Origin of the sequence: Ruegeria lacuscaerulensis (genome assembly GCF_013034685.1) — a bacterium.
GTDB classification, from domain to species: Bacteria; Pseudomonadota; Alphaproteobacteria; order Rhodobacterales; family Rhodobacteraceae; genus Ruegeria; species Ruegeria lacuscaerulensis_B.
This window is the reverse complement of record NZ_WQGO01000003.1, coordinates 170335-182821: the sequence shown is the minus strand read 5'-3', so window position 1 is coordinate 182821 and position 12487 is coordinate 170335. Positions and strand designations below refer to the sequence as shown.

12 protein-coding genes are annotated in these 12487 nt (G+C 59.6%); 4 read left to right on the top strand and 8 right to left on the bottom strand.

Annotated elements, in window-relative coordinates; translation table 11 throughout:
- Positions 1–31: 31 nt before the first annotated feature.
- From GOV80_RS08570 to GOV80_RS08545, 6 genes are all read right to left on the bottom strand, one after another.
- On the bottom strand, positions 32–271 hold the full coding sequence (locus GOV80_RS08570; protein ID WP_170769146.1) for an HP1242/YdcH family protein: 240 nt from the start codon (positions 269–271) through the stop codon (positions 32–34).
- A gap of 78 nt (positions 272–349) precedes the next feature.
- Entirely contained in the window at positions 350–2008 is a 1659-nt protein-coding gene (betA, locus tag GOV80_RS08565) for a choline dehydrogenase (RefSeq protein WP_170784015.1), read from the bottom strand.
- 88 nt (positions 2009–2096) lie between these two features.
- Positions 2097–3605 (bottom strand): choline-sulfatase, encoded by a 1509-nt coding sequence (betC, locus tag GOV80_RS08560; protein WP_170784013.1) that lies wholly within the window; start codon positions 3603–3605, stop codon positions 2097–2099.
- Positions 3602–4174 carry a choline-binding transcriptional repressor BetI gene (gene betI / locus GOV80_RS08555; protein ID WP_170784011.1) on the bottom strand — a complete coding sequence of 191 codons (573 nt, stop codon included), beginning with the start codon at positions 4172–4174 and terminating at the stop codon, positions 3602–3604. Before betI ends, betC begins: the two co-directional genes overlap by 4 nt.
- 90 nt (positions 4175–4264) lie before the next feature.
- On the bottom strand, positions 4265–5173 hold the full coding sequence (locus GOV80_RS08550) for a DMT family transporter (protein ID WP_170784009.1): 909 nt from the start codon (positions 5171–5173) through the stop codon (positions 4265–4267).
- A gap of 41 nt (positions 5174–5214) precedes the next feature.
- Positions 5215–5814: a LysE/ArgO family amino acid transporter gene (locus GOV80_RS08545; RefSeq protein ID WP_170784007.1), complete on the bottom strand. Its 600-nt coding sequence runs from the start codon at positions 5812–5814 to the stop codon at positions 5215–5217.
- Between the two features lie 87 nt (positions 5815–5901).
- Here GOV80_RS08545 and GOV80_RS08540 point away from each other — a divergent pair, with 87 nt between their 5' ends.
- Entirely contained in the window at positions 5902–6786 is an 885-nt protein-coding gene (locus GOV80_RS08540; protein WP_170784005.1) for a LysR family transcriptional regulator ArgP, read from the top strand.
- Between the two features lies 1 nt (position 6787).
- On the opposite strand, the gene GOV80_RS08535 is transcribed toward GOV80_RS08540, so the two are convergent.
- Both GOV80_RS08535 and GOV80_RS08530 read right to left on the bottom strand, forming a co-directional pair.
- Positions 6788–8062, bottom strand: a complete 1275-nt coding sequence (locus GOV80_RS08535) for an MFS transporter (RefSeq protein ID WP_170784003.1) — start codon at positions 8060–8062, stop codon at positions 6788–6790.
- A 120-nt stretch (positions 8063–8182) separates the two neighbouring features.
- Positions 8183–8923 (bottom strand): YebC/PmpR family DNA-binding transcriptional regulator, encoded by a 741-nt coding sequence (locus GOV80_RS08530; RefSeq protein WP_170352472.1) that lies wholly within the window; start codon positions 8921–8923, stop codon positions 8183–8185.
- Positions 8924–9033: 110 nt separating this feature from the next.
- On the opposite strand from GOV80_RS08530, the gene GOV80_RS08525 reads away from it, so the two are divergent.
- The 3 genes from GOV80_RS08525 to GOV80_RS08515 all read left to right on the top strand — a co-directional run bounded on the left by GOV80_RS08525 (position 9034) and on the right by GOV80_RS08515 (position 12487).
- Positions 9034–10806 (top strand): SLC13 family permease, encoded by a 1773-nt coding sequence (locus tag GOV80_RS08525; protein WP_170769137.1) that lies wholly within the window; start codon positions 9034–9036, stop codon positions 10804–10806.
- Positions 10807–10822: 16 nt separating this feature from the next.
- The gene (locus GOV80_RS08520; RefSeq protein WP_170784001.1) at positions 10823–11557 is read left to right on the top strand and encodes a glutamine amidotransferase; all 735 of its coding nucleotides are present in this window, start codon (positions 10823–10825) and stop codon (positions 11555–11557) included.
- A gap of 72 nt (positions 11558–11629) precedes the next feature.
- A complete protein-coding gene (locus tag GOV80_RS08515) occupies positions 11630–12487 on the top strand; it encodes a bile acid:sodium symporter family protein (RefSeq protein WP_170783999.1) in 858 nt (285 codons plus the stop codon).

The window sequence follows — 12487 nt, the reverse complement described above, 5'->3', positions numbered from 1 at the left end:
GCGACGGGGGCAGAGCCCCCGCCCCTGATGTTCAACCCTTGGATAAGATCGACCAGATCTCGTCCTTCAGCGCCGCACGCTTCTTGCGCAGCTCGCCCTCAGCCAGATCTTCCATCGGCTCGACATTGGTTTCAGCGCGATGAACAACACGGTTGATTTCATGATACTCATCCGCCAACCGCGCAAAATGCGCGTCTGATTGCTTGAGCTGGCTCATCAATTCAACTTTGTCCGGAAATTCTTCGGCCAGTTCATGCGGGGTGTGGGACATTCCTGTTCGCTCCTAGAATATATCGTTGCGAGTCAAGTCTATAGATGTCTTCCACAACCCGCTTTGACGCGGATCAAATCACCGTTGCGCGGTAGCCCATTGCGGATGTATCCACGGGCGATCATTGGCCTTGGGCAAGGCGTCTTTCCCCAGCAGATGGTCCGACATCTTCTCGCCCACCATGATCGAAGGTGCATTGAGGTTGCCATTGGTAATCTGCGGAAAGATCGAGCTGTCGGCGACGCGCAACCCGCCCACACCAATCACGCGCCCTTCAGGGTCCACGACAGCGTGTTTGTCCTCCGCCCGCCCCATCCGACAGGTACCACACGGGTGATAGGCGCTTTCGGCATGTTCGGCGATGAAGCCATTCAATTCCTCGTCGCTCTGCACATCGACCCCCGGCTGGATTTCCTTACCTGCATAAGGTTTGAACGCCTCCTGCCCGAAAATCTCGCGGGTCAGGCGGATACAGGTGCGGAAGTCTTCCCAATCCGTCTCATGACTCATGTAGTTGAACTGGATCACAGGGGCATCCTCGGCCCTTTTGGATCGCAATGTCACAGCACCCCGCGACGGCGACCGCATCGGCCCAACATGCGCCTGGAACCCATGCCCCTCGGCCGCCGCCTGCCCGTCATAACGGACAGCAATCGGCAGGAAATGGTACTGAATATCCGGATATTCGACACCTGGCTTTGATCGGATGAAAGCCGCGCTTTCAAACTGGTTCGACGCCCCCAGCCCGGTTTTCGTGAACAGCCACTGCGCCCCGATCAATCCCTTACTGATCAGGTTCCAGTGTTTATACAGCGTGATCGGTTGCAAGGACGCCTGCTGGATATACAGTTCCAGATGATCCTGCAGGTTCGCGCCAACGCCGGGCCGGTCCGCAACCACTTCGATCCCATGTTCTGCTAAATGCGCCGCCGGGCCAATCCCAGACAGCATCAACAACTTGGGTGAGTTGATTGACGACGCGGCTAAAACCACTTCACGCCGCGCACGGATGATCTCGGTCTTGCCGCCACGGATCAACTCAACACCAATCGCACGCCCGTCTTCGATGACAACGCGCGCGGCAAGCCCCCGCACGATATCGCAATTCTCACGCTTGAGCGCGGGCCTCAGATACGCATTGGCCGCCGACCAGCGCCGTCCTTTCCAGACAGTCTGTTCCATCGGGCCAAAGCCTTCCTGCTTTTCGCCGTTGTAGTCACCTGTGATCTCGTAGCCCGCCTGTTGCCCAGCATCGACAAAAGCTTTGAACAGCGGATTTTCCCGAGGCCCACGCGACACATGCAGCGGACCATCAGTGCCGCGCCACGCCGTGTCGCCCCCGTGCCCACCGTCGTGCCAGGTCTCCATGCGTTTGTAATAAGGCAGCACATCAGAATAGGACCACCCATCCGCCCCCATCTCGGCCCAGGTATCAAAGTCCCGCGCATGGCCGCGCACATAGACCATGCCGTTGATCGAGGAAGACCCTCCGATCACCTTGCCGCGTGGACAGGCCAAACGACGGTTGTTCAGATGCGGCTCGGGCTCGGACTGATAGCCCCAGTCGTAGCGCGACATATTCATCGGATAGCTCAGTGCAGCCGGCATCTGGATGAACGGTCCAGCATCCGTTCCGCCATGCTCGATCACCAGAACCGAGGCCCCTGCCTCGCTCAACCGATATGCCATCGCGCAGCCTGCGGAACCTGCGCCGACGATGACGAAATCTGCTTCCATTTTCGGGTCTCCGTTTCCCACCGGTGCACCAAGATTTTCCATCGAAAAACCTTGGCCGAACCGAAGGGGGTATTACTAAATCAGTCTGTTATTCTCCGCGGGGAAAGCGTTGGCTTTCCTCGACGACATTCAGGTCCATGTGGTTGCGCATGTAACGCTCGGATGCCTTTTGCAGGGGCTGATAATCCCAAGGGTAGTACCCCCCCTGCCGCAGCGCCTCATACACCACCCATCTGCGGGCTTGACTGGCACGTACATCTTCGTCGAACCGGTTTAGATCCCAACGCGCCTCGGACTTGGCACGCAGGGTTTGCAAGGTGCCTGCATGTTCAGGTTTTTCGGCGAGATTTTCCAACTCATGCGGATCGGCCTCAAGGTCGAACAACTGGTCGGGGTCCAACGCGCAACGGTTGTATTTCCACTTGCCATACCGCAGCGAAACCAGCGGCGCGTATGACGCCTCGGCCGCATATTCCATCGCCACGGGCGCAGTCCGCTCGGCGCCTTTAGCCAGCGGCACGAGGTCTTCGCCATCGGTCCATGGTGCGATTTCGGCCATGTCGACACCCGCCAGCGCGCCAAGCGTCGGCGTGACGTCGATGGTCGAGACCGGCGCCTCAATTCGACCCGCTGGTAAATCGGGCGAAGAGATCATCAGCGGCACCCGCGACGAGCCCTCGAAGAAGGTCATCTTGAACCACAGGCCCCGCTCACCCAGCATGTCGCCGTGGTCCGAGACAAACAGGATCGTTGCCTCTTGCCGCGTGGTTTCCAACACTTCGAGGATTTCGCCGATCTTATCGTCCAGATACGAGATATTGGCGAAATAGGCCCGGCGGGACTTGCGGATATCGTCCTCAGAGATGTCAAAGCTACGCCAGTCATTCGCGTCGAAAATCCGTTTCGAATGCGCATCCTGATTGTCATAGCCAAGGTCCGAAACCTCAGGCAGCAGATGCTCGCAATCCTCGTACAGATCCCAGTATTTCCGGCGCGCCACATAGGGATCATGAGGATGTGTAAAGCTGACGGTCACGCACCATGGTCGATCGTCCTTGCCGCGCGCCAGATCATAGAGCTTGACCTTAGCGTTATAGGCAACCTCGTCATCATACTCCATTTGGTTGGAAATCTCGGCCACGCCCGCGCCCGTTACCGACCCCATATTGTGATACCACCAGTCGATCCGCTCGCCCGGTTTGCGATAATCGGGCGTCCAGCCGAAATCGGCGGGATAGATGTCGGTGGTCAGGCGGTCCTCGAACCCGTGCAACTGATCTGGGCCGACGAAATGCATCTTGCCTGACAAGCAGGTATAGTACCCGGCCCGGCGCAAGTGGTGCGCGTAGGTAGGGATATCGCTGCGAAACTCGGCCGCATTGTCATAGACGCCGGTGCGCGAAGGCAACTGCCCGGACATGAAGCTGGCCCGGCCCGGCGCGCAAAGCGGCGAGGCCGTGTAGGCATTGGCAAACCGCGTGGACCGGGCGGCCAGTTTCTTCAGGTTCGGTGCATGCAGCCAATCTGCGGGACCGTCCGGAAAAAGGGTCCCGTTCAGCTGATCCACCATCAGGATCAGAATGTTGGGTTGTGTCATTTTTCAGCCTCAAGAAACGTGTCGAGCACGCGCATTGCGTGGTTAACTGCCAGTTCCGGTTCCTCCGGGGCGTTCAGGGCGGCGTGGATATACAGGCCGTCAATCAGGGCGACCATGTCATTGGCAGCCTCGACCGGGTTGGATAGCATCGGGCGCAGCGCGTGTATCAGATTAGAGCGAATGCGCGCCTGGTATATTTTCCAAAGGCGCAGGGCCTCCTCGTTGGTTTGTGCCAGCACATAAAAGGTCATCCATGCAGCGATCACATCTGGCGTAAAGCACGAGGGCGCAAAGCAGGACCGGATAATCGCCTGCGGGCGTTCATCAGGTGCGGCGGAGCTCAGCTCTTGTCGGGCCTCAGCCCCGAAGTCGGACAGGATACGGCGCATGGCCGCCAGGAAAATCTGATCCTTGCCCCCGAAATAATGGTGCGCCAGTGCGCTGGACATACCGGCTCGCTTGGCAATCTGACTCACAGTGACGTCGAGGGATTTCTTTGCGCCAAGCTCGGCAATCGTCGCCTTGACGATCGCATCCCGACGGATCGGCTCCATTCCGAGTTTTGGCATCTCTCCCCCTTTCACTGCGCAGGATGGAAAAACGCTAGGGTGTTTTTATTGACTCGTCAATCAATAACACCTCTGCCACCTGGAAATCGACTAGAGCTTGGGGGCAATGCTGGGCGTGGTCAGGCTGCTGCGGTTCAAAACCGCCTCGCGCCAGGCGATGAAACTGACAGCGGCCAGAATCAGTGTGCCACCGGCGACAACCCAAAAGTCGACGCTTTCATGAAAGACCAACGCCCCCATAAGCGTCGCCCAGATCAGCTGCAGGAAGGTCACCGGTTGTGTGACGGCCACAGGGGCTGCCTGCAAGGCCAGCGTCATCAAATAGTGCCCCAGCGTGGCGAAGCTGGCGATCAGGAACAGGATGCCCAGATCGTACCAACTGGGCGGCGTCCAGACCGCAATCACAAACGGGATCAGCGCGATGGTTACCCAGATCGACATATGCGCCACCACGACCGAGGGCGGCAAGTCCTGCACCAGCCGCTTGGCCAGTAGATAAGACGCCCCTAATGTCAGCGAGGTCATCAGCATGGCGATATGACCGGGCGAAACCTCTCGAAACCCCGGTCTGAGGATAATGGCAACCCCGATCAGGGCCACGCCAATGGCCGCGATACGCCGAAACGCCAGCGGCTCGCCCAGAAACAGCGCCGCACCAAGCGTGACATAGACCGGGGTCATGTAGTTCATCGCCGTAACCTCGGCCAAGGGGATCTGGGTCATTGCATAGAACCAGAACATCACCGACACCGCATGCACTATCCCGCGTATCCCGAACAGGGTCAGATGCTTGCGCGTCAGCGGCGTGGACACGATTAGTCGCAAAGCAGGCAGCAGAAAGACCAACCCGAACACAAACCGGAAAAACGCGGCCTGTATCGGGTCCAAACTGGATCCCAGCGACTTTACCAGCGCCGTCATGGCCACGAAGGATATCCCGGCCGAGAACATCCAGAACATGCCGGCGACAGGCCGGGAGGGCGCGGTGAGGGTTGTCATGTTAACGGTTCAACACCGAATACCGCCCAAGAGCAAGACCCTCAGAGTGAGACAAGCTTGACCGCAATCGACAGCATCACCACACCGATAATCGCGTCCAGCACCTGCCATGCCCTGGGGCGCGCGAAGATCGGGGACAAGACCCCTGCCCCGTAGCCCAGCGAAAAAAAGAAGACAAAGCTGGAAATCATTGCGCCGGCGGCAAATGCCAGACGATCCTCATATTGCGCCGAGATTGATCCGATCAGAACCACGGTATCCAGATAGACATGCGGATTCAGCCAGGTGAAAGCCAGCACCGTCAGCAGGACAGAGCGCAGGCTGGCACGCTGGCCGCCCGTGACATGCATCACCGCGCCGCCGCGCCACGCGGATCGCAGGCTGCGTAACCCGTACCATGTCAGGAAAATCGCACCACCATAGCGCATCGCGGTCTCAAACCACGGGACCGCCTGCGCCAGCGTTCCGAACCCGGCCACGCCCGCCGCAATCAGAATCGCGTCAGAGACGGCGCAGGTCAGACACAGGGGAAACACATGCTCGCGCCGCAGCCCCTGTCGCAGGACAAAGGCATTCTGGGCCCCGATGGCAAGGATCAGGCTGAAGCCAAGCGCAAAACCGGCGATCAGGGATGTGGACATGGGACCTCCTTACGCGATGCCCCGTTGACTACGACGATCCTGCCGCCCTATCAAATTAAAGATGTTGATCTTGATTAAGTCAGGCTAATGCTGCTCGATCCCAACCACCTGTCGGCTTTGTCAGCCATTCTGCGCCACGGCAGTTTCGAGGCCGCCGCGTCCGAGTTGTCCGTCACGCCTTCGGCCATTTCCCAGCGGATCAAAGCGCTGGAGGATCGGGTCGGCGCAGCCTTGATCCTGCGCGGCACCCCGTGCACGGCCACCCCCGCCGGGCTGCGCATTGCGCAACATGCCGAGGATATTGGACTGCTTGAAGCCCAACTGGCGCGTGAACTGACGCTGGACCGAGAGGCCCCCTTGACCCGCGTGCGCATCGCTGTACCCGCCGATGTTCTGGCGACATGGTTCATTCAAGCCATGGCGCAGGTGGATGGGTTGTTGTTCGACCTTGTACTGGACGATCAAGACCATTCCGCCGACTGGTTGCGCCGGGGCGAGGTCAGCGCCGCTGTCACCATTGGCGGGCAACCTGTAGCGGGATGCGATGCCTTTGCTTTGGGGTCGTTTCGCTATCTCGCGACGGCCAGCCCTGCCTTTATGCAAAAGTGGTTCTCAAACAGCGTCGATACCGCCAGTCTTGGCCGTGCGCCTTGCCTGACCTTTAACCGCAAGGACGGCTTGCAAAAGGCTTGGATCGCTCAGGAATTCGGGCGACGCATCTCACCGCCGTCGCACTTTCTCGCGTCGTCGCATGGCTTTGTCGATGCGGCCATTGCCGGATTGGGATGGGGTATGAACCCGGAAAATCTGGCGAAATCAGCGCTGGAGGATGGCCGACTGACTGTACTAAAACCCGATGCCCCGTTTGACGTGCCACTGACATGGCAGGTCGGGCGCATTCTGGCCCCGGCCCTGCAACCGTTGACCCAAGCCGTGAAACGCAGTGCAAGCCGCACGTTGCGGCCGCTATAGGTCAGGCTGAAGCCGAGCTTTCCGGCATCGGCAAAACAAGACGATAGCAGGCAAAGGCCGCAAAAACGGCCACCACAACGATAAAGGCAATGGCCCAGGCGACCTCGTGCATATGCGCCACCGCGGCCAGCGCGGCGGAAAGGATGACTGCGACTAGGCGGCTGACGCTTTTGATCGCTGCCGCGCCCTTGACGCGCTGATCCTTGGGGGCCACGTCCAGATAATACAGTTTTCGTGCGCTGCTGATGCCTGTCACGGCCACCGTCACGATGAACAGCGCGATGGCGTGTAGATGAACATCATGATCCAAGCGCAAGAAATGAAAGACCAAAAGCACCGACCCGGTGATGGCGACCATCAGGTTCCCCGTCACCATGACTGCCCGGTGGGATTTCATGTTCACCACCTGCCACAACGGCGCGGAAACCAGATAGCCAGACGCCGAGGAAACGATCATGGCCGTCAGACCCTTGGCCGAGGCATGGTGCGCCTCAGCCGCGATCAGGGCGAAAAAGGGCACTGAAAGCGTGGCCGCGACCAGAGGCAAGCGCATGATCATGTAACGCCGGAACCACGCCTCGTTGAACATCGCGATGATGTCGGTGAAATAGGTGATGAACTTGCGTTTCGCCTCAGGCGCGGTATCGCGGGTGCTTTCACCACTGCGCGCGCCTTCGAACATCGCCAGAATGGCCAGGCCCGACAGGATAAAAAAGCCCACGGACACGAAGATGATTGCTGAATGGCGCGAGAAAGGCGGGTTTTCTTTGACGATCTCATGCACCAAAAGCGCCAGACCGATGGCGCCAAGCCCTCCGACCCCTAGTTGCAGGTAGCGCATGATCATGCGGGATTTGGATTGAACGTGATCGCCCAATAAATCCGTATACATCAGCATCTGCGTCTCATCGACCAACCCGATGATGAAGAAAACAAGGACAAACGCCGCCGCGATCAGTGGCACATAACCCGTCGTCGCAACCCCCAATGCGATCAGAAGGCAGAGGCCAACCGCGACCTCGGTCAGCGCAATGCCACGTTTCTTGCGGTCGTGGGCCGAAATCGAACGAGCCAGGAACACATCCGCGATCACGCTGCCCACCATGCGAACCGAGACCAGCGCGCCTGCTATGAACATCGGCAATTCCAGCGAAACAGCAAGAAACGGCAGCACGATGGAGGGGCTGCCTAGCGTCCAGGCGATTTGCGACAGGATGCTTTGCCCGGTCAACACAGGCAGGTTTCGTTTTGCAGGGATCGGGGGACTGTCCGTCATGCTCTCATTGCTGTTTTGCGAACAGCTTACCGAGTTTAACGTGTTCCGCCAAGCACACTGAAAAGGCGCATAAAAAAACCCGGCCAGAGGCCGGGTTTTCCTGATCGATTAACGACAGGATCACAGCTGAGCCATGACCTCATCCGTCGCTTCGAAATTGGTCGTTACGCGCTGCACATCGTCATCATCTTCCAGCGCATCGACCAGCTTCATCAGCTTTTGCATATCTTCCAGACCCAGCTCGGTCGTGGTCGTGGGTTTCCACACCAGCTTGGTGGATTCGGACTCGCCCAAGGCCTCTTCCAGCGCGTTGGATACGTCGTTCAGATCGGTATCGGCGCACCAGATGATGTGACCGTCTTCCGAGCTTTCGACATCTTCGGCACCCGCCTCGATTGCGGCTTCAAAGATCGTGTCCGCGTCGCCCGCGTCCGCCTGATAGACAACCTCTCCCTTTCGGTCGAACATGAACCCGACCGAGCCGGTCTCGCCCAGATTGCCGCCATTCTTCGAGAACGTGGACCGCACGGTCGAGGCAGTCCGGTTGCGGTTGTCGGTCATCGTCTCGACGATCACCGCCACGCCGTTGGGGCCATAGCCCTCGTACCGGATTTCTTCGTATTCGTCGCCTTCGCCAGCCACCGATTTCTTGATCGCGCGGTCGATCACGTCCTTGGGGACCGAGTTCGACTTGGCCTCTTTCACCGCCAGACGCAGGCGCGGGTTCTTGTCTGGATCGGGGTCGCCCATCTTGGCGGCCACAGTGATCTCTTTCGACAGTTTGGAAAACAGTTTGGACCGCGCGGCGTCCTGACGTCCCTTGCGGTGCTGGATGTTGGCCCATTTGGAGTGGCCTGCCATAGTGCGTCCTCGTCATCATGTTTGCGTGTTCGGCGCTCATATAGACGTTTGCGGGGGGCAGGATCAAGAGAGCGGCTTGCCCGATATCCCGTCGCAGGTATGGTGGCGACATGACAAGTGATCAAATTATTCTTTTTGCCCTTTTCGCCACGGTTTTCGGAATGCTTCTATGGGGGCGGTTCCGATATGATCTGGTTGCCTTTTCGGCGCTGATGATTGGTGTTGTGCTGGGCGTCGTGCCCGTGGACAACGCATTCGCCGGGTTCGGCCATCCCGCAACCATTATCGTTGCGTTGGTTCTGGTCGTGTCTGCCGGGCTGGTGCGCTCGGGCGCGGTGTTTCTGATCACTCGCTCGCTCGTCGATGCCTCGCGCGGGCTTGGCGCCCACATCGCGCTGATGGGCGGGATCGGCGCGGTCCTGTCGGCCTTCATGAACAACGTCGCGGCACTTGCGCTTTTGATGCCGGTCGATATCCAGACGGCGCGCAAGGCCGGACGGTCTGTTGGCCTGTCACTGATGCCGCTGAGTTTCGCTACCATTCTGGGTGGCATGGTTACACTGATCGGCACACCGCCCAACATCATCATCGCCTCGATCCGAGCAGAGACGCTGGGTGAGCCGTTCCAAATGTTCGATTTCGCCCCCGTAGGCGGGATTGCGGCCATTGCCGGTCTGGCCTTTGTCGCTCTGATAGGTTGGCGGTTGATCCCAAATCGAGGCCCGCAGACCGAAAGTTCTGAGGCACTGGCCGAATATATCGCTGAACTGACCATCCCGCCCGCGTCGCCCCAAATCGGCAAGCGCGTCAGCGAGTTGTACGAGGTGGCCGAGAAATCCGACGTCGCCATCATCGGCCTGATCCGCGACGGCAAGCGTCGCTATGGGCGTTCAGCCCATGCCACCCTGCACGCGGGCGATGCGCTGGTGCTGGAGGCCAGACCCGAGGCGCTGGACGAATTCCGCTCGGCGCTGAACCTTGATTTCTCGGACACGCGACGGCAGGAATTGCTGACTGCCGAGGGTGACGGGTTAGAGGTGATCGAGGTCGTCGCCACCGAAAACGCCCGTATCACCGGGCGCACCGCCCAAGGGTTGGGGCTGGCATGGCGACAAAGCACAGTGCTTATGGGCATCTCGCGCCAAGGCCGCCAGATCACACAGCAAGTCCGCAAGACCGAGGTTGAGGCGGGCGATATCCTGTTGCTGCTCTGTCCGCGTGACCGCAGCGTGGACGTGACCGAGTGGCTGGGCTGTCTGCCGCTGGCCGAGCGCGGCCTGAACGTGACCGCCAATGACAAGTCTTGGCTGGCGATTGGTCTGTTCGGGGCGGCCGTGCTGGCGGCCAGTATCGGGCTGATCTACCTGCCGATTGCGCTGGGTCTGGTCGTGGTGGCCTATGTGCTGACCAAGATCATGCCTATTAGCGAGATCTACAACCATATCGAATGGCCCGTCGTGGTACTGCTGGGGTCGATGATCCCGCTCGGCAGTGCATTGGAGACTTCTGGCGGGACTGAATTGATCGCAAATGCGCTGATCCAACTGACCGATGGCCTGCCCGCCTGGGCGATCCTGACTGTGTTGATGGTCGTCACCATGACCCTGTCGGATGTGCTGAACAACACCGCCACAGCCATTGTCGCCGCCCCAGTTGGCATCCAGATGGCCCGCACGCTGGAGGTCTCGCCCGATCCGTTCCTGATGACGGTCGCGGTTGCGGCCTCGGCTGCGTTTCTGACGCCGATTGGCCACAAGAACAACACGCTGGTTCTGGGCCCCGGCGGCTATCATTTCGGCGACTACTGGCGCATGGGGCTGCCGCTTGAAATTTTGATCATCGCGGTCTCGATCCCCTCGATCCTTGTGTTCTGGCCGTTGTGACGGGTAAAGGCTGCGTATGAAACGATTTCTGATCCTGCAACTGCGTCCCGAAACCGATGCCTCGGATGCCGAATATGCCTCGATCCTGGACAAAACCGGATTGACGCCCGAGCGAACGCACCGCATCCGGCTGGATTGCGAGAACCTGCCCGAGGGGTTGGACGTGACCGACTATGCCGGTGTGATCGTCGGCGGTGGTCCCGGATGTGTCAGCGATGATCCTGCAACAAAATCGGCGGTCGATGCGCGGGTCGAAGCAGCGATCATGGGACTGATGCCGCAGATTACCGCACAGGACCATCCGTTCATGGGCTGCTGTTATGGTCTTGGAATACTGGCCGCGCATCTGGGCGGTTCGGTCAGCAAGGCGCAGTATGGCGAACCCGTTGGCCCCTCGACCTGTCACATGACTGAGGATGGCGCCCAGGACCCGCTCACCAACGGGTTGGCCGATACGTTCGACGCCTTTGTCGGCCATAAAGAGGCTGTGCAGGCCTTGCCCGATGGCTGCGTGCATCTGCTAGCCTCGGACCCCTGCCCGTTTCAGATGATCCGCTTTGGCCACAACGTTTATGCCACGCAGTTCCACCCCGAGGCCGAGGCAAAGGACTTCGAGGAACGTATAAACATCTACAAGCATCACGGCTATTTCCCGCCCGAAGACGCCCAGCGCCTGATCGACATCTGCCACGCGGCCGACGTCACCCAGCCGGCACTGATCCTGCGCCGTTTTGCGGAACGCTATGGCTGACCCAACGGCGCGGTTGCGCAATTGCGGACCGCTCGCATAGGCTGACCAGAACGGCTTTGGGAGGAGTTGTTCTTGGATCTACTCATATCTGTCGGCTTGCCCCTGTCGCTGGCCATCATCATGCTGTCGTTGGGCATCGGGCTTGAGTTCGCCGATTTCCGCCGCGTCCTGACGCGCGGCTACCCCTTTGCCATCGGCGCGCTGTGTCAGGTCGTGTTACTGCCGGTCGCGGCTTTTGCGACCGTTGCGCTGTTCGCGCTGCCGCCCGAGATTGCCGTGGGGTTCATGATCCTCAGCTTCTGCCCCGGCGGAGTGACCAGCAACATTCTCTCCAAACTGGCCAAGGGCGACGTGGCGCTGTCGGTCAGCCTGACGGCGGTGATCAGCCTATTGTCGATGCTGACCGTACCCTTTCTAGCGGCATGGTCGATCAACTACTTCATGGGCGACGACGCGCCCGAGGTCTCGATCACCGGGCTGGCCATCGCCATGTTCCTGATCACCACCCTTCCCGTCGCCATCGGCGTCAGCATCCGCCATTTTGCAATCGAATTTGCCAATCGGATCGAACCCGGATTGTCCAAGCTGGCGACCACGCTGTTTGTTCTGGTCGTGCTCGCGGCGCTGGCAGGGAATTGGCAACTCTTTGTCGATAACCTTGGGATCATGGGGGCGGGGCTGATCACTCTGAACCTTGGCCTGCTGCTCATCGGGCTGGGGTTGGCGCGGGTCGCGAACCTGTCTTGGAATGAGGCTAAGACTGTCTCAATCGAAACTGGTATTCAGAACTCGACCCTGGGCATCACGCTGGCTGCGCTGATCACCGGGACGGAAAGCGGGTTCAGCCCATTGGCCCTGCCTTCCGCCGTCTACGGGATCACCATGTATGCGGTGGCCCTGCCCTTCATCCTCTGGTTCCGCCGCCGCTGA